Consider the following 16,845-nt stretch of genomic DNA (forward strand, 5'->3'; position numbering starts at 1 on the left):
GGGACACCCGGAATGACGGCAGAGCGTGATCCGTTCAAGAATCCCTTTCCCGAGGGCGACAGCGACCGTCGCGCCATCTGGGAGATGCTGGTGCCGCGCGACATCGATGCCTTTGTCAGTGCCGACTGGGCCTCGGTCGCGGGCGATTTCATTGCCGCGAATTTCACCGGCATCAGCGGCAACTTTCAGGGTGAACCGGATGGCTATACCCTCGCCTTCCCGACGCTGGACGCCTATCGCACCGAATGGCTGCGGCAGGCGGCTGAGTTTGGCGCAGCCCGCGCCGCTGGCGCCTTTGCCGGTGACCCGCGCGCCGGCATCTATGCCGCGACCCGGCTTGAGGTGATCGAGATCACCGGCGAGGCCGCCATGGTGCGCAAGAAGTTCGATGGCAGGCTTGCCAAAGCCGACGGCAGCTTTGACCGGATGAACTGGCAGACGCTGTATATCTGCCGCAAGGAGGGCGGACGCTGGAAGATCGCCGGTTTCGTCGGCTACCTGCCGCATATCAAGGAGTGATCATGGCCCCCCTTGCCCCGAAGCGGATCTTCGTTGCGGCGCTGGCGACCGAGACCAACACCTTCTCGCCGATCGTGATCGACCGGAAGGGGTTCGAGGATTCGCTTTACGCCGCGCCGGGGCAGCATCCGGTGACGCCAACGCTCTGCACCGCGCCGATCCCGGTGGGGCGGCGGGTCTGCGCCGAAAAGGGTTGGACCCTGATCGAGGGCACGGCCGCATGGGCCGATCCGGCGGGCCTTGTTTCACGCGGGGCCTATGAGGGGCTGCGTGACGAGATTCTGCACCAGCTTCGTGCAGCGCTGCCGGTGGATGCGGTGGTGCTGGGGCTGCATGGTGCGATGGTGGCGCAGGGGTATCTTGACCCCGAGGGCGACCTTCTGACCCGCGTGCGCGAAATTGTGGGGCCGGATATTCTGGTTTGCGCCGAGTTGGACCCGCACAGCCATCTGACCGCGAAACGGGTGGCGGCGGCGGATTTCTTTGTCGTCTTCAAGGAATTTCCCCATACCGATTTCGTGGAGCGGGCCGAAGACCTCTGGCGCATCGCGGTCGATACGCTGGAAGGCCGGGTGCGCCCGGTGATGTCGGTGTTCGACTGCCGGATGATCGACGTTTTCCCCACCTCGCGCGAACCGATGCGCGGCTTCGTGGACCGGATGATCGCGCTGGAGGCGACCGTGCCGGGGCTTTTGTCACTGTCGGCCATCCATGGCTTCATGGCAGGCGATGTGCCCGAGATGGGCACCCGGATGATTGCCGTCACCGATGGCGATGCCGCCCTTGGCGCCGAATGGGCCGAACGGCTGGGGCGCGAGCTTTACGCCAACCGGGGCCGCCACATGATGCCGCAGATCGACGAACAGGTCGCAGTGGCGCAGGCCATGGCCGCCCCCGCGGGCCCGGTGGTGATCGCCGATATGTGGGACAATCCGGGCGGCGGCACGGCGGGCGATGCAACGGTGGTGCTGAAGGAACTCATGGCGCGGGGGGCGCGCGGCGTGGCCGTCGGCACAATCTGGGATCCGGTGGCGGTGCAGCTTTGCTTTGCTGCGGGCGAAGGGGCCGAGATGCCGCTGCGCTTTGGCGCCAAATCCGCCCCCGAAACCGGAGAGCCGGTGGATGCGCTGGTGCGCGTGCTGCGGCTTGAGGCGCTGGCCGAGATGCGCTTTGGCGAGAGCGTGGTGCCCTTTGGTCCGGCGGCACGGATCGCTTTGCTGGACGGGACCGGGGCAGAGACCGGGATCGAGGTGATCCTGAACACGGTGCGGGCGCAAAGCTATGACCCGTCGCTCTTCACCGCGCTGGGGATCGACCCGTTGCGGCAGAAGATCCTCGTGATCAAATCGACCAATCATTTCTATGCTGCCTTCCAGCCCATCGCGGCGGAAATCCTTTACTGCGCAGCGGGCAGGCCCTATCCCAATGATCCGGCCACCACCCCCTACCGGCTGGTCCGGCGCGATATCTGGCCGCGCATGGCCGATCCTTTCGGCGAAGGTGCATGACATGGCATTCCCCTGGCCCGAGACGGGCAGCCCGCTTGACGATGTGATCACCCCGATGCCGGTGATCGACGAAGACCGGCTGGCGGCAAACATCACCCGGGCCCAAGCCTATATGAACCAGCACGGCCTTGCTTTCCGCCCGCACATCAAGACCCACAAGATCCCCGCCGTCGCCCGCCAGCAGATTGCAGCCGGCGCAACCGGCATCAATTGCCAGAAGCTGACCGAGGCCGAGGCTTTTGCCGATGCCGGGTTTCAGGACATCCTGATCACCTACAACCTTCTGGGAGCGGCGCGCATTCAGCGCCTTCAGGCGTTGAATGTGCGCCTTGCCCGGTTGCAGGCCGTGGCCGACAGCGCGGTCACGGTGGACGGGCTGGCGGCAGCCTTTACCGCTGATCGGCCGCTTACGCTGCTGGTGGAATGCGACACCGGCGGCGGGCGCTGCGGCGTGCAGACACCCGAGGCGGCGGCAGAGCTTGCCGCCCGCATTGCCGCAGCCCCGGGCCTGCGCTTTGGCGGTTTGCTGACCTATCCGGCGGCGGGCGGCGCGGCACGGGTGGAAACTTTCCTGCGGGATGCGATGGCGCTTCTCGCCGCGCGGGGGCTGGATTGCCCGGTGCGATCAAACGGCGGCAGCCCGGATTTGTGGAAGGCGCATCTGGTGCCCAGCGCGACCGAACATCGGGCCGGAACCTATGTCTACAACGACCGTTCCATGGTCCGCGCCGGGGAATGCGGGCACGGCGATCTGGCGATGCATGTGCTGGCCACGGTGGTTTCACGCCCCACACCGACGCGCGCCGTGCTGGATGCCGGGTCCAAGGCGCTGACCTCGGACCTCCTGGGCTTTGCCGACCATGGCGAGATCGAGGAACTGCCGGGCGCACGCATTGTTTCCCTGTCCGAGGAACATGCCGTGGTGGACCTGACCGACTGCACCGGCCCCCTGCCCGGGGTGGGCGCGCGGGTCCGGGTGATACCGAACCATACCTGCGTTGTCTCGAACCTGTTCGACCGGATGGTGTTTCACCGGAGCGGCGTGGTGACGCGGGTGGAAGAGGTCGCGGCGCGGGGCACGGTCTGGTAACCATGGGTGACGGGCTTTTCCACGCGGAACGGATTTTTGACGGCACGGTCTGGCATGAGGATGCCAGCCTGCGCGTTGTCGCGGGTCGCGTCGCGGGCATCGAACCCGGAGGCAAGGCGGCGGAACATCTGCCCGGCTGGATCGTGCCCGGGCTGATCGACCTACAGGTGAATGGCGGCGGCGGGGTGCTGTTCAACAATGCGCCCAGCGCCGAGGGGATTGCCACCATCGCCGCCGCCCATGCCCGGTTCGGCACCACCGCGATCATGGTCACACTGATCACCGACCGGCCCGAAGTGACCGCGGCGGCGGCGGCGGCGGTGGACGCGGTGCCCGGCCTGCTGGGCCTGCATCTGGAAGGGCCGCATCTGGACCGTGCCCGCAAGGGCACCCATGACGCCCGGCTGATCCGCCGGATGGAGGCGGAAGACCTGGCGCTGATCCTGCGCGCGGCGCAGCGGGGGCCGGTGATCTGCACGCTGGCGCCGGAATCGGTGACACTGACGCAGGTCGGGGAGCTTGCCGCCGCCGGTGTAGTGGTCAGCCTTGGCCACAGCGATTGCGACCTTGCCACGGCCCGCGCCTATGCCGATGCCGGTGCGCGGATGGTCACCCATCTTTTCAACGCGATGAGTCCGCTGACCCACCGCGCGCCGGGGCTGGTGGGGGCGGCGCTGGACGACGGGCGGCTTTGGGCCGGGCTGATCGCTGACGGGTTCCATGTGGAGGATACCGCCCTGCGGGTGGCGCTGCGGGCCAAGCAGGGGCCGGGCGGGATCTTCCTTGTGTCTGATGCCATGTCCACCATCGGCAGCGACGAGACGGGCTTTACGCTGAACGGGCGGCAGATTTTCCGGGCGGGCGGGCGGCTGACGCTGGCCGATGGCACATTGGCGGGGGCGGATATCGCGCTGATCGACGCGGTGCGCCATGTGCATCGCGCGCTGGGCCTGCCGCTGGACGCCGCGCTGCGGCTGGCATCAGAGGCGCCCGCCAAGGCCATGGGCCTGACCGACCGGGGCCACCTGCGCCCCGGCGCGCGGGCCGATTTCCTGTGCCTGACGCCAGAGATCACCGCCGGGGGAACATGGATCGGCGGAGGGCGCGTGGCATGATCCTGTGTTTCGACATCGGCGGCACCGCCATCAAGATCGCCGAGGCGTTTTCGCAGGAGGACATCCGCCCGCAGGGCCGCGTGCCCACCCCGGCGCAGGATTATCCGGCCTTTGTCGCCGCCCTGCACGGTGCGATTGCGACTGCCTCGCAGCCGCCCGAGCGGCTGGCCTTTTCCATCGCGGGGGTGGTGGCGCCAGATACCGGGCTGGCCACCGTTGCCAATATCCCCTGCCTGACCGGGCGTCGCCTTGTGGCCGATCTTGAAGCCGATCTTGGCCTGCCGGTCGATCTGGCCAATGACGCCGACTGTTTTGCACTGGCCGAGGCGGCGGTGGGCGCCGGTCGCGGGCATGAGGTGGTGTTCGGCATCATTCTGGGAACCGGGGTGGGCGGCGGCGTTGTGGTGCGCGGCCAGTTGATCAACGCCGGGGGCGGTTTTGCGGGCGAGTGGGGGCACGGCCCTGTGGCGCAGCGCATTCTGGGCGACCCTGAGGTCACCCTGCCCGCCTTTGCCTGTGGCTGCGGCCAGATCGGCTGTCTGGATGCGGTCTGTTCGGCCCGGGGGATGGAACGGCTGCACGCCCATCTGCATCCGGGGCGCGAGGCCGACAGCCTGACCATCGTTGAAGGCTGGTCCGCCGGTGAGCCGCGCGCGACCCGCACCATTGCCATCTGGCTTGAGCTGCTGGCCGGGCCGCTGGCCATGGTCGAGAATATGCTGGGCGCGGGAATCATGGCGGTGGGCGGCGGGCTGTCCAATGCGCCCGCGCTGATCGCGGCCTTGGATGTGCAGGTCCGCGCCCGCATCCTGCGCAAGCTGGACCGCCCGCTGATTGTGCCCGCGCAATGCGCCATCGAACCGGGGCTGGTGGGTGCCGCCATTCTGGGCCTTAGCCGCCGCGCGGCCTGAAATCACCCAGCGCCGTGAAAACGAATTACACAAATCAATCTTCCGTGTGAAAATTTCTTGACGTATGCCCGCATACTGACCATGATCCAGAAAAAGAATTTCTCCGCAGGGAGCGCAGAATGCGAGTCGCCATCATTGGTCTGGGCTTTCGCCTTGGCTATCTGGGTCATGTCTTTCGGGAAATGGACCCCGATTTTCAGATCGTGGGCTATCATGACCCCGCCCCTGCCGGCATGGCCGTGCTGGAAAGCCATGGGATTTCGGCGGGCAAGTCCTATGACAGCGCCGAAGCTCTGGTGAAAGCCGGCGGATATGACCTTCTGATGGTCGGCTCGCCCAATCACCTGCACCTTGACCATATCCGGCTGGGTCTGCAGACCGGGGTCAAGGTCTTCTCGGAAAAGCCAATCGTTTCCAGCATCGAGCAAACCTATCAGATGGCCGCCCTGATGGGGCAATACGGCCATGACAGCCTGCTGGTCGGCCTCGTGCTGCGCTATGCGCCGCTTTACCGCGACCTTCTGGCGGCGCGTGACAGCGGACAACTGGGCAAGATCGTTTCCATCGAAGCGGCCGAGCATATCTTCCCCTATCACGGCGCGTTTTTCATGCGCGACTGGCGCCGCTATGAAAAATGGTCGGGCAGCTTCATGCTGGAAAAATGCTGCCACGATCTGGATCTCTATAACGGCCTGATCGGCGCGCGACCCGAGCGGGTGGCAAGCTTTGGCGGCCGCAAGACCTTTGTCCCCGCCAACGATCCGCGCAACGAAGGGGTGAACGATCTCAGCCTTTATCACCGCAAGCCTTCGGGCTGGAACGGGTCGGACAAGGTGTTCGATTCGGATGGCGATATCATCGACTATCAGGTGGCGATCATCGAATACGCCAATGGCGTCGGGATGAACTTCCACACCAACCTGAACGCGCCCGACCAGTTCCGCCGCTTTGCCGTCTTTGGCACCAAGGGTCAGGCCGAGGGCGATTTCATCCGCGGTTTCCTGAAAGTCACCGATGTTCTGTCGGAAAAGCGGGTTACGGAAACCGAATACAAGGCCACCGCCCTGTCGCAGCATTACGGCGCCGATGAGAAGATGGCCGAAGAGGTCATCGCCCATGTGATGAAGGGCGGCCCGCTGCCCGTCTCGCCGCTGGACGCGCTGGAGGCCGGGATTCTGGCGCTCGCCACCGACGACGCCCGCCGCACGCGGCAGGTGGTCGATCTGCGCCCGGTCTGGGACCGTTACGACAACGCATTCGCCCGCAAGGTGGCCTGAACCATGATCAAGTCGCGCTCCAGTCTGATCTTTGCCTGGGCGCTTCTGGCCCCGGCCATTCTTTATGTGCTGGTGATCGTGGCCTGGCCCTTGGTCGAAACTTTCCGCCTTTCGTTCACCGACGCCTCGCTGCGCAAGGTGACGAACTATGTCGGCTGGCGGAACTATGACAAGATCTTCAACGAGACCTTCCTGACGGTCATCACCCGGACCTTCACCTGGACCTTCTTTTCGGTGCTGTTCAAAATGGTGATCGGCACCTTTGGCGCGGTGCTGCTGAATGCTGCCGTGCCCGGGCGCAACCTGTTCCGCATCCTGACCATGCCGCCATGGATCGTGCCGATGGCCATTGGCATCTTCATGTGGGGCTGGATGTATAACGGCCAGTTCGGCATGATTTCCGGCCTGTTGCAGCGGTTTGGCCTTGTGGACGGCCCGGTGGCTTTCCTCGCCTATGGGCGGCCCGCCTATTGGGCGACCATCGTGACCGATGTCTGGATCGGTGTGCCTATGGTGACGATCTACTTCCTTGCTGCCATTCAGGCCATTCCGCGCGACCTGTATGAAGCTGCCTGGACCGATGGCGCCAGCCGCTGGACCCGGTTCCGCCGCATCACCCTGCCGCTGATGGCGCCCGCGATTATCACCATGTCGATGCTGTCGCTGATCGCCACCTTCAACAGCTTTGACATCATCTGGATCCTCACGCAGGGGGGGCCCTCGGGTTCGACCACGACGATGATCATCGACACTTATCAGACCGCCATCGGATCAAAGAAATATGGCGAGGGCGCGGCCCGGGCCGTGGTGATCTGCCTGTTCCTGTCGCTGTTCTGCATCGCCTATTTCCGCGTCACCCGCCGCCTCGCGGCCACCGACAAGGCGTAAGGAGCCCCCATGGCCTTCAAGTCCCGCGATACCCGCGCCATGATCGACCGCTACCGCTGGTGGGAGGTGGTGGCGATCTATGCAGGCATGTTCTGCTTTCTGTTCTTCCTGCTGTCGCCCTTCATCGAAGGCTTTCTGGTCAGCCTGAAACCGCTGGCGCAGCTCTTCTCGTCGCCCTACCGCTTCTGGCCCGAGAATGGCACCTTTGCCGCCTATGTCTCGATGTGGGAAACGGTGCCGGGCTTTGCGCGCTATGTCTTCAACTCGTTCCTGATCTCAACCATCTCGACCTGCATCGTTCTGCTGCTGGTGGTGCCTGCCGCCTATGCCTTTGCCCGGTTCGACTATCGCGGCATGGGGCTGGTGCTGGGTGGTTTCCTTGCCGTCAGCATGTTCTCGGGCGCGGTGCTGCTGATCCCCTTGTTCCGGCTGATGCGGACCATGGGCCTCTTGAACACCTATTTCGCCATGATCATCCCCGGGGCGGCCTTCCTGATCCCCTCGGCGATCTGGCTGTTGCGCACCTATATGATGCGCATTCCGACCGAGCTGAACGAAGCCGCCTATATGGACGGCGCCAGCCAGTTCTACACCTTCCGCCGGGTGATCCTGCCCATTGCGCGGCCCGGCATCATCGTGGTCGCCATCGTGACCTTCATCGGCGCCTATTCGCAGCAATTCATCTTCGCGCTGACCTTCAATTCCAAGACCGAATACATGCCCCTGCCGATCGGCCTTTACGCCTATTTCGGCAAGCAAGAGGTGATCTGGAACGAGTTGATGGCCGCCAGTTTCGTGGGCATCGCCCCGGCGCTGGTCATCATCTTCTTCCTGCAACGCTATCTCGTCGGCGGGCTGACCGCTGGCGCGGTGAAACAATAAGCATCCACAACCGGGAGTAAGTGAAGTGACAACCCTGTTTCGCAAAAGCCTGATCGGCCTTGTTCTGGCCGGTTCGACTGCGCTGCCCGCGCTGTCGCAAGAGATCAGCTGGATCTATTGCGGCGACAAGATCGACCCCGTTCATGAGAAATACATCAAGGAATGGGAAGCCGCCAACTCCGGCTGGAAGATCGCGGTCGAGGTGGTGGGCTGGGCCCAGTGCCAGGACAAGGCAACCACGCTGGCCGCTGCCGGCAGCCCGGCGGGCATGGCCTATGTCGGTTCGCGCACGCTGAAGGAATTCGCGCTGAACGACCTGATCGTCGAAGTGCCGATGTCGGACGAGGAAAAGGCCGCCTACTATCCCCATATCGTGGATACCGTGACCTTCGAGGGCACCCAGTGGGGCGTTCCGATCGCCTTCTCGACCAAGGCGTTCTACTGGAACAAGGATCTCTTCACGCAAGCCGGACTTGACCCGGAAAAGCCGCCGACCACCTGGGCGGAAGAAATCGAATATGCCAAGATCATCAAGGAAAAGACCGGGATCGCCGGCTATGGCCTGCCGGCCAAGACCTTTGACAACACGATGCACCAGTTCCTGCATTGGGTTTACACCAACAACGGTCAGGTGATCGACGCCGACGGCAACATCAAGCTGGACAGCCCGCAGGTTCTGGCCGCGCTGCAAGCCTACAAGGACATCACGCCCTATTCCGTCGAAGGCGCCACCGCCTATGAACAGAATGAAATCCGCGCCATCTTCCTTGATGGCAAGGTGGGCATGATCCAGGCTTCGGTCGGCGCCGCGATGCGCCTGAAGGATACCAAGATCAACTGGGGTGTGACCACCCTGCCGCTTGGCCCCGAAGCGGGCGGCCCGGGCACCCTGCTGATCACCGACTCGCTGGCGGTGTTCAAAGGGTCGGGCGTCGAGGAAAAGGCGGTTGAATTCGCCAAATACATCACCTCGCCCGATATCCAGATCGAGTATGAACTGTCGCCCGATGCCGGTCTGACCCCGCTGCGCCCCTCGGCCAAGGTCGATGCGCTGGTGGCGGAAATCCCGTATTGGAAGCCCTTCATCGACGGCATCGCCTATGGTGGCCCCGAGCCGCTGTTCACCGATTACAAGGGCCTGCAGAACGTGATGATCGAGATGGTCCAGTCGGTCGTGACCGGCGCTGCCGAACCGCAGGCCGCGCTGACCAAGGCCGCTGCCGCGCTCGAAGAATACAAGTAAGTTCAAGGCCGGCCGCCCCATGCCGGGGCGGCCGGCCCCTTTGCCAAGGAGACCCGCATTGGGCCAGCTTTCCCTCAAGACCGTGATCAAGACCTTCGGCGATTTTCAGGTCGTGAAGGGCGTCTCGCTGGACGTGACAGAGGGCGAATTCGTCGTCTTCGTCGGCCCTTCGGGTTGCGGGAAATCGACCCTGTTGCGGATGATCGCCGGGCTGGAACACACCACTGCAGGCGATATCGTGATCGACGGCAAGCGGGTGAACGACCTGCCCCCGGTCAAGCGCGGCATTGCCATGGTGTTCCAGAGCTATGCTCTTTACCCCCACATGACGGTGTTCGAGAATATCGCCTTCCCCCTTCGGGTGGAAAAGGCGCCCGAAGAGGTGATCCGCAAGAAGGTGGCCGAGGCCGCCGCGATCCTGCATCTGGAAACCCGGTTGCAGCAAAAGCCCGGCCAGCTTTCCGGCGGTCAGCGGCAGCGGGTGGCCATCGGTCGCGCCATCGTCCGCCAGCCCGAGATTTTCCTGTTTGATGAGCCGCTGTCGAACCTTGACGCCGCCCTGCGTGCCGACATGCGCATCGAACTGACCCGCCTGCACAAGCAGCTTGGCGCCACGATGATCTATGTCACCCATGATCAGGTCGAGGCGATGACCATGGCCGACCGGATCGTGGTCCTGAACGCCGGATATATCGCGCAGGTGGGGGCGCCGCTGGAACTCTATCACAAGCCGCAGAATACCTTCGTTGCCGGCTTCATCGGCAATCCGCGGATGAACTTTCTGCCCGTCACCTGCACCGGCGTTTCGGCGGCGGGGGTTGAGGTGGACTATCAGGGCCAGCGCCTGCACCTGCCCGTTGCCCCCCGCCCCGGGATCGAAGGCGCCACCTTGTCGCTGGGCATCCGGCCCGAACATATCACGCTGGGCGCGGGCGAGGCGACGCTGCGCATCACCCCTTCGGTGGTGGAGCAACTGGGCCAGCAGACCATCGGCTATGCCACCCTGCCGGGCCGCGAGGAAACCTTCTGCTTCGTGCTGCCCGGAACCCGGGTGATCGAGGATGACAAGCCGCTCGACATCGGATTTGCCGCCAGCGAGTGCCATCTCTTCGATGCCGAAGGTCAGGCGTTCGAACGCAGCATCGACCTTGCCGCGCTGACCGTTCCCTCAGCCGTCTGAGCCTGCATCGCCGCGGGCGCGTGCCGGGGGAATGCCCCGCACCTTCTCGGCCCGATCGCGGTGCAGCGCAGCGCGGCCCAACAGCATCAGCGTCACCGGCGTGGTGATCAGGAGGAATATCCCGATCACCAGCTCGTGCAGCACGGCCCGCCCGTCAAGCGCCGAGAAGAGCAGGATCGAGGCCAGCAGCACCCCCGCCGTTCCCCAGCTTGTGCCAAGGGTCGGGGCGTGCAGCCGGTCATAAAAGCTTTTCAATTGCACCAGTCCCACGGTGCCCAGCAACGTCAGCGTGCTGCCCAGAACCAAGAGCAGACCCACCGGCACCGCGACCCACAGCGAAAGCGTGTCGAAATCGGTCATTCGATCACCTCGCCACGGATCAGGAACTTGGCCAGCGCCAGCGTGGCCACAAAGCCCAGCACGCCGATCACCATCGCCGCCTCAAAGAAGAAGGGCGTGCCCACCCGCATTCCCGTCACGATGAACAGCAGCATGGCGGTAACATAAAGCGTATCCAGCCCCAGCACCCGGTCCTGCGCGCGCGGGCCGCGCAGCACGCGCCATGCCGCAAAACAGGCCGCCAGCGCCAGCGCCAGTTGCGCATAGCCGAAGGCCAGCGACAGAACGAAGGACGCGCTCATGCAAAAGCCTCCATCAGCAGGGATTCATAGCGGTCGCGGATCAGGGTCACCCAATCCCCGGGTTCGATCAGGTCGAAGACATGCAACAGCAGGACGCCGTTTTCGCTGTCATGCTCAAGCCAGGCGGTGCCGGGCGTCGCCGTGATGATCATCGCCAGCATGGCCAATGCGGTCGGGTCACTCAGCCGCAACGGAATCTCCACAAAGCCCGAGCGGCGGCTGTTTCCGCGCCCGTTGGTCAGGATCAGCCGCGCCACCGCGATGTTCGACCGGACGATATCGCCGGCCACAATCGCGGCCAGCCGGATCAGCGGCAAGAGACGGCGGCGCCTGAGCGCAGGCGGTTCCAGCGCGCCCAGCGCCCAGCCCGCAATCAGCGCAATCGCGGTGCCCAGCAGCAGATGGCCCAGACTGAACCGCGTCAGCAACAGCCAGACGCCGACCAGCCCCAATGACAGTAGCGGATGCGGGATCAGCCGGCTCATTCCTGAATCTCCTCGACGCGGGGGGCCTGCATCACGCCTTCGGCATAGATCGCCGGGCTTTGCAGCGCGCGGGCCGTGCTTTCCATGAAGCGCAGGCTGTCATTGCCCTCCAGTGTCAGCAGGATGGTCATGCCCACCAGCGCCAGAACCGGCGCGATTTCCAGCGCCAGCACGCGCGGCACCACCCCTTCCGATGCCCAGAAGGTCTGAATCCCCACCCGGATCAACCCGATCAGCGTCGCCAGACCGGACAGCAGCATGAGAGTGACAAAGACCCAGCCTTCGGTCCCGGTATCGGCCCCCAGAACCCCGCCCAGCATGGCAAGCTTGCCCAAGAAGCCCGAGAGCGGCGGCAGCCCGGCCAGCACCAGCAGGCAAGCCCCAAAACACAGGCCCAGCACCGTCAGCGTGCCGGGAATGGCAAGGCCGACCTCGGGCTGATTGTCTTCATCCTTCAGGTCAAGCCCATAGGCATCGGCGGTCAGCGCCAGCATGGCGGCAATGCCGCCCTCTTCCCGGCTCATCGGTTCGATCAGCAGGAACAGGGCGGAAATCGCCACGGTGGAACTGACAAGGTAATAGAGCGCCCCCGCCAGCATGGCCGTTCCACCGCCTGCCAGTGCAAAGCCGGTAATGGCCAGCACCGTGCCGGAGGAAATCAGCACCAGATGCGCCGCCATCCGCCCCAGCCCCTGCGAGGCCAGCACGCCCGTCAGGCCAAAGGCCACCGTCGCCATGCCGCCCACCACCAGCACCTCGGCCCCGAACCCGGCCGAAGGGCCGGCCGCCGCCCCGAACATCAGCATCGACAGTCGCAGGATCACATAGACGCCGACCTTGGTCATGATGGCGAACATCGCCGCCACCGGCGCCGCGCCCGCCATATAGGTCGTGGGCAGCCAGAAGGACAAAGGCCAGATCCCCGCTTTCACCAGAAAGGCCAGCCCCAGCATGGTGGCGCCAAGGTGAAACAGCGGGCGGTCCGCTTCGGACAGGCTGGCGATCAGGGTGGAAAGCTGCGCCATGTTCAGGGTGCCGGTGACACCGTAGATCAGGCTGACCCCGATCAGGAAGAACAGCGAGGCGGTCAGGTTGATGGCGATGTAATGCAGCCCCGCCCGCACCTTCAACTGCCCAGACCCATGCAGCAACAGCCCATATGAGGCGGCCAGTAGCACCTCGAAGAACACAAAAAGGTTGAACAGGTCGCCCGCCAGAAAGGCCCCGGCCAGCCCCATCAGCAGAAACTGGAACAGCGCATGGAAATGCTGCCCCTGCCGATGCCAGCCCGCCGCCGAATAGATCAGCGCCGGCAGCGCCAGCAGCCCGGTCAGCACCAGCATCATCGCCGAAAGCCGGTCCACCACCAGCACGATGCCAAAGGGCGCGGCCCAATCGCTCAACAGGTAAAACCCGATGTCGCGCCCACCTGCCAGACCATGGGTCTTGGCGCGGGTCAGCAGCTCGACCGAAACGATCAGCATGGCAAAGGCCGCGCCAAGGCTGATCACCAGCTTGGCCCGGCGCTGACGATCTTCGTAGAGCAGCATCAGCGCGCCCGCGAAGAACGGAATCAGGATCGGCGCGATGATCAGGTGTTCGGTGGCAAATTCGGTCATTGGCCCCCCTCGCGCCCGTCAACATGGTCGGTTCCGGTAAAGCCGCGCGAGGCGATCATCACCACCAGAAACAGCGCCGTGGTGGCAAAGCTGATCACGATGGCCGTCAGCACCAGCGCCTGTGGAACCGGATCGGCATAGATCGTCGGATCGACGAAACCGCCCTTGGGCATGATCGGCGGGGCACCGACATAAAGCCGCCCCATCGAAAAGATGAAGAGGTTGACCGCATAGGACAACAGGCACAGCCCCACGATCACCTGAAAGGTGCGCGGCCGCAGCAAAAGCCAGGTGCCCGAGGCGGCGAGAATGCCGATGGCGGCGGACAGGACGATTTCCATCAGGCGGCCTCCTTGCTTTCGGCTTCGGGGGTGTCTTGGTCCCGCAGACGGGCCGAGCGCAGCGACTGGTGGGCAATGGCGATCAGCATAAGCACCGTGGCGCCCACGACCAGCGCATAGACCCCCAGATCGAACAGCATTGCCGTCGCGGCGGGCACCTGCCCGATCAGCGGCAGATCGACATAGCGGGCATGGGCCGTCAGGAACGGATAGCCGAAGAGCCCCGCCCCCAGCCCCGTCGCCCCGGCGATCAAAAGGCCAAAGCCCATCCAGCGGATCGGCAGCACGGTCAGCCGCGCCTCGACCCAGCGCACATTGCTGCCGAGGTATTGCACAAGAAAGGCGATGGCCAGCGTCACCCCGGCCGAGAATCCGCCGCCGGGCAGGTCATGGCCGCGCATAAAGAAATAGGCCGAAACCACGATCATCGCCGGGAACATCCAGCGCAGGATCACGCCGGGCACCGTCAGATAATCCTGTAGGGCCGCCGCCGCCTCGCCCCGCTGCTGTTCGGGTTGATTTGTGCTTTCCGTTGCCGGACGGAAGCGGCGCAGAAGGGCATAGACCGTCAGCCCTACCACCGCCAGAACGGTGATTTCGCCGAAGGTATCGAAGGCGCGGAAATCGACGAGGATGACGTTCACCACATTGGTGCCGCCGCCCTCCTTATAGGCATTGCGCAGGAACCAGTCGCCGATATTGGGGATCAGCGGCCGGGTCATCACCGCATAGGACACCAAAGCGATGCCCAGCCCCGCAGCGGCCGCGATTACAAAGTCACGCAGCCGGCGCAGCCTTGCGGACAGCATCTGATCTTCGGCAATCTCCTCGCGCCGCTTGGGCAGCCAGCGCAGGCCCAGAAGCAGGAGAACCGTGGTCACGATCTCGACCAGAAGCTGGGTTACCGCCAGATCGGGGGCCGAAAACCATGCAAAGGTCAGGCAGGTCATCAGCCCCGCCCCGCCCAGCAGAACCAGTGCGGCAAAGCGGTGATACTTGGCCTGCCAGGCCGCACCCAACGCGCAGGCCGCCCCCACCAGCCACATCAGCGCAAAGGCCGGGCTAAGGGGATTGGCCAAAGGCTCGGTCGCATAGGCCAGTTGCCGCCACAGAACCGCCGCCGCAAAGGTCAGCGCCAGCAGGACCAGAATGCGCAATTGCGGTTGCAGCTTTTCGGTGCCGATCCGCTGATGCAGCAAGCGCGGCAGACGCCAGCTCAGGGCCAGCAGCAGGCGTTCATAGATCCGCTGCGCCCGGATGCGGTGCAGAAGGGGCGGCCCCTCGGGGCCCGCCGCGATCTGGCGCGCAAAGACGAGATACAAAAGCGCGCCCATGAGCAGAGCAACAAGGCTCATCTGGAGGGGCAGGTTGAAACCGTGCCAGACGGCGATGTCGAAATGCGGCGTGTCCGGCCCCAGCACGGCCCGCGCTGCCTGGTTCAGCACCGGGCCAAGGGTGGTGCCCGGCATCATCCCCACCACCAGACAGATCAGCACCAGCGCCTCGACCGGGCGGCGCAGCCACGGCGTCGGCTCATGCGGCTCTTTGGGCAGGTCCACCGGCGGCGGGCCAAAGAACACCGTGGCGATGAAGCGCAGCGAATAGGCCACGGCAAAGATGCTGGCAAAGGTGGCAAGATAAGGCAGGCTGTTGTCCAGCCAGGTGCCGTTGTGCCAATCCACCGCCTCGGCAAAGAACATCTCTTTCGAGATGAAGCCGTTCAGCATCGGCACCCCCGCCATGGCCGCCGCCGCGACAATGGCCAGCGTTCCGGTCAGCGGTATCAGCCGCATCAGCCCCGACAGCCGCCGCATGTCGCGGGTGCCCGTCTCATGGTCGATGATGCCCGCCGCCATGAAGAGCGACGCCTTGAAGACCGCGTGGTTCACGATGTGGAAGATCGCGGCAAGGATGGCGCCCTTGCTGCCGATGCCCGCCAGCGCGGTGATCAGGCCCAGATGGCTGATGGTGGAATAGGCCAGCAACCCTTTCAGGTCATGCCGGAACAGCGCAATCACCGCGCCAAGGATCAGCGTCGCCATCCCCGTGCCGGTGACGGCATAGAACCACGCCTCGGTCCCGCCCAGCGCGGGCGAAAAGCGGATCAGCAGGAACACCCCCGCCTTGACCATGGTTGCCGAATGCAGAAAGGCCGAAACCGGCGTCGGTGCCGCCATGGCGCCGGGTAGCCAGAAATGGAACGGAAATTGCGCCGATTTGGTGAAGGCGCCGATCAGGAACAGCGCCAGCACCAGCGGATAAAGCGGATGCGCCCGGATCAGATCGCCCGAGCCAAGAACCCGGTCAAGGTCGTTGCTGCCCACGATCTGGCCCAGGATCAGCATGGCCACCATCAGGCACAGCCCGCCGATGGCCGTCACGATCAGGGCCATCCGCGCCCCGTCGCGCGCCGCCTGCCCCTGATACCAATAGCCGATCAACAGGAAGGACACGACCGAGGTCAGCTCCCAGAACACCACCAGAAGCAGGATGTTACCCGACAGCAGCATCCCCAGCATGGCCCCGGTAAAGGCCATCAGGAAGGAGTAGAACCGCGGCACCGGATCGGTTTTCAACAGGTAATAGCGGGCATAGATCACCACCAGCACGCCGATGGCCAGAACCAGCGTGACGAACAGCCACGAAAACCCGTCCATCCTGAAACTGAGGTTCAGTTGCAGCGCAGGCACCCATTGCACCACACCGCGCAGGATGCGCCCCTCTGCGACCGGGGCATGGAACACCGCCATAAGCGCCAGCCCGGCCGCCAGAACCAATCCCGAAATCCAGGCCGCCGCATTATGGGCGTTGACCGGAAGCGTCGCCGTGATCACCGCCCCCAGAAACGGCAGCATCACAAGGACAAGGATAAGGTTCTGCTCGATCATGCCTTAGGGCTAACTCGCTTTGCGTTATGGATGGCGTCCCTGCCCCGAGGGGGTGCAGCACGGGCGTCCGAAATGAGTTGGACGGGCAGCGCATGTTTCCATGGGGGGAGCCGATGCCCCAAATGAAAGCGAATTGATCAGGATTTCAACCCCATGGCGGACAAAAACGCCCGCCAGATGTCGAATTTCGACCGTATCGGCCCTTGGGGTCTCGCACGCGCGCCCGGCTTGACTGAATGTGCATAATGATTAAAAACA

16 protein-coding genes are annotated in these 16,845 nt (G+C 64.5%); 10 read left to right on the forward strand and 6 right to left on the reverse strand.

Annotated features, from left to right (window positions below):
• Positions 1-12 precede the first annotated feature (12 nt).
• From HS053_RS13250 to HS053_RS13295, 10 genes are all read left to right on the forward strand, one after another.
• On the forward strand, positions 13-519 hold the full coding sequence (locus HS053_RS13250) for a hypothetical protein (protein ID WP_174211721.1): 507 nt from the start codon (positions 13-15) through the stop codon (positions 517-519).
• A gap of 2 nt (positions 520-521) precedes the next feature.
• A complete protein-coding gene (locus HS053_RS13255; protein WP_174211722.1) occupies positions 522-2,027 on the forward strand; it encodes a M81 family metallopeptidase in 1,506 nt (501 codons plus the stop codon).
• Between the two features lies 1 nt (position 2,028).
• Positions 2,029-3,117: a D-TA family PLP-dependent enzyme gene (locus HS053_RS13260; protein WP_174211723.1), complete on the forward strand. Its 1,089-nt coding sequence runs from the start codon at positions 2,029-2,031 to the stop codon at positions 3,115-3,117.
• 2 nt (positions 3,118-3,119) lie between these two features.
• Positions 3,120-4,232, forward strand: coding sequence for an N-acetylglucosamine-6-phosphate deacetylase (nagA, locus tag HS053_RS13265; protein WP_174211724.1), 1,113 nt, complete (start codon positions 3,120-3,122; stop codon positions 4,230-4,232).
• Complete coding sequence (locus HS053_RS13270; protein WP_174211725.1) at positions 4,229-5,143, forward strand: ROK family protein; 915 nt, start codon at positions 4,229-4,231, stop codon at positions 5,141-5,143. The genes nagA and HS053_RS13270 overlap by 4 nt, the downstream gene beginning before the upstream one ends.
• A gap of 119 nt (positions 5,144-5,262) precedes the next feature.
• Entirely contained in the window at positions 5,263-6,420 is a 1,158-nt protein-coding gene (locus tag HS053_RS13275; RefSeq protein WP_174211726.1) for a Gfo/Idh/MocA family protein, read from the forward strand.
• Between the two features lie 3 nt (positions 6,421-6,423).
• The gene (locus HS053_RS13280; RefSeq protein WP_174211727.1) at positions 6,424-7,308 is read left to right on the forward strand and encodes a carbohydrate ABC transporter permease; all 885 of its coding nucleotides are present in this window, start codon (positions 6,424-6,426) and stop codon (positions 7,306-7,308) included.
• Between the two features lie 9 nt (positions 7,309-7,317).
• On the forward strand, positions 7,318-8,190 hold the full coding sequence (locus HS053_RS13285) for a carbohydrate ABC transporter permease (protein ID WP_174211728.1): 873 nt from the start codon (positions 7,318-7,320) through the stop codon (positions 8,188-8,190).
• Positions 8,191-8,215: 25 nt separating this feature from the next.
• Entirely contained in the window at positions 8,216-9,433 is a 1,218-nt protein-coding gene (locus HS053_RS13290; protein ID WP_347233327.1) for an ABC transporter substrate-binding protein, read from the forward strand.
• Between the two features lie 58 nt (positions 9,434-9,491).
• Positions 9,492-10,613, forward strand: coding sequence for an ABC transporter ATP-binding protein (locus tag HS053_RS13295; protein WP_241699853.1), 1,122 nt, complete (start codon positions 9,492-9,494; stop codon positions 10,611-10,613).
• Here HS053_RS13295 and mnhG read toward each other — a convergent pair.
• The 6 genes from mnhG to HS053_RS13325 are packed head-to-tail and all read right to left on the reverse strand — an operon-like array spanning position 10,602 to position 16,587.
• Entirely contained in the window at positions 10,602-10,973 is a 372-nt protein-coding gene (mnhG, locus tag HS053_RS13300) for a monovalent cation/H(+) antiporter subunit G (RefSeq protein WP_174211730.1), read from the reverse strand. The two genes, HS053_RS13295 and mnhG, sit on opposite strands and share 12 nt — an antisense overlap.
• A complete protein-coding gene (locus tag HS053_RS13305; RefSeq protein WP_174211731.1) occupies positions 10,970-11,254 on the reverse strand; it encodes a K+/H+ antiporter subunit F in 285 nt (94 codons plus the stop codon). Before HS053_RS13305 ends, mnhG begins: the two co-directional genes overlap by 4 nt.
• Complete coding sequence (locus tag HS053_RS13310; protein ID WP_174211732.1) at positions 11,251-11,739, reverse strand: Na+/H+ antiporter subunit E; 489 nt, start codon at positions 11,737-11,739, stop codon at positions 11,251-11,253. The genes HS053_RS13305 and HS053_RS13310 overlap by 4 nt, the downstream gene beginning before the upstream one ends.
• The gene (locus HS053_RS13315; RefSeq protein WP_174211733.1) at positions 11,736-13,358 is read right to left on the reverse strand and encodes a monovalent cation/H+ antiporter subunit D; all 1,623 of its coding nucleotides are present in this window, start codon (positions 13,356-13,358) and stop codon (positions 11,736-11,738) included. The genes HS053_RS13310 and HS053_RS13315 overlap by 4 nt, the downstream gene beginning before the upstream one ends.
• The gene (locus HS053_RS13320; protein ID WP_174211734.1) at positions 13,355-13,699 is read right to left on the reverse strand and encodes a Na+/H+ antiporter subunit C; all 345 of its coding nucleotides are present in this window, start codon (positions 13,697-13,699) and stop codon (positions 13,355-13,357) included. Before HS053_RS13320 ends, HS053_RS13315 begins: the two co-directional genes overlap by 4 nt.
• On the reverse strand, positions 13,699-16,587 hold the full coding sequence (locus HS053_RS13325) for a monovalent cation/H+ antiporter subunit A (protein WP_174211735.1): 2,889 nt from the start codon (positions 16,585-16,587) through the stop codon (positions 13,699-13,701). Before HS053_RS13325 ends, HS053_RS13320 begins: the two co-directional genes overlap by 1 nt.
• Positions 16,588-16,845: the final 258 nt, after the last annotated feature.

Origin of the sequence: Tabrizicola fusiformis (assembly GCF_013328815.1) — a bacterium.
GTDB lineage: Bacteria > Pseudomonadota > Alphaproteobacteria > Rhodobacterales > Rhodobacteraceae > Fuscibacter.

What these genes read in the sequence shown, in the direction of transcription:
- HS053_RS13250 (WP_174211721.1), top strand. Translation starts at nt 13, where the DNA reads ATGACGGCAGAGCGTGATCCGTTCAAGAATCCCTTTCCCGAGGGCGAC.
- HS053_RS13255 (WP_174211722.1), top strand. Translation starts at nt 522, where the DNA reads ATGGCCCCCCTTGCCCCGAAGCGGATCTTCGTTGCGGCGCTGGCGACC.
- HS053_RS13260 (WP_174211723.1), top strand. Translation starts at nt 2,029, where the DNA reads ATGGCATTCCCCTGGCCCGAGACGGGCAGCCCGCTTGACGATGTGATC.
- nagA (WP_174211724.1), top strand. Translation starts at nt 3,120, where the DNA reads ATGGGTGACGGGCTTTTCCACGCGGAACGGATTTTTGACGGCACGGTC.
- HS053_RS13270 (WP_174211725.1), top strand. Translation starts at nt 4,229, where the DNA reads ATGATCCTGTGTTTCGACATCGGCGGCACCGCCATCAAGATCGCCGAG.
- HS053_RS13275 (WP_174211726.1), top strand. Translation starts at nt 5,263, where the DNA reads ATGCGAGTCGCCATCATTGGTCTGGGCTTTCGCCTTGGCTATCTGGGT.
- HS053_RS13280 (WP_174211727.1), top strand. Translation starts at nt 6,424, where the DNA reads ATGATCAAGTCGCGCTCCAGTCTGATCTTTGCCTGGGCGCTTCTGGCC.
- HS053_RS13285 (WP_174211728.1), top strand. Translation starts at nt 7,318, where the DNA reads ATGGCCTTCAAGTCCCGCGATACCCGCGCCATGATCGACCGCTACCGC.
- mnhG (WP_174211730.1), bottom strand. Translation starts at nt 10,973, where the DNA reads ATGACCGATTTCGACACGCTTTCGCTGTGGGTCGCGGTGCCGGTGGGT.
- HS053_RS13305 (WP_174211731.1), bottom strand. Translation starts at nt 11,254, where the DNA reads ATGAGCGCGTCCTTCGTTCTGTCGCTGGCCTTCGGCTATGCGCAACTG.
- HS053_RS13310 (WP_174211732.1), bottom strand. Translation starts at nt 11,739, where the DNA reads ATGAGCCGGCTGATCCCGCATCCGCTACTGTCATTGGGGCTGGTCGGC.
- HS053_RS13315 (WP_174211733.1), bottom strand. Translation starts at nt 13,358, where the DNA reads ATGACCGAATTTGCCACCGAACACCTGATCATCGCGCCGATCCTGATT.
- HS053_RS13320 (WP_174211734.1), bottom strand. Translation starts at nt 13,699, where the DNA reads ATGGAAATCGTCCTGTCCGCCGCCATCGGCATTCTCGCCGCCTCGGGC.
- HS053_RS13325 (WP_174211735.1), bottom strand. Translation starts at nt 16,587, where the DNA reads ATGATCGAGCAGAACCTTATCCTTGTCCTTGTGATGCTGCCGTTTCTG.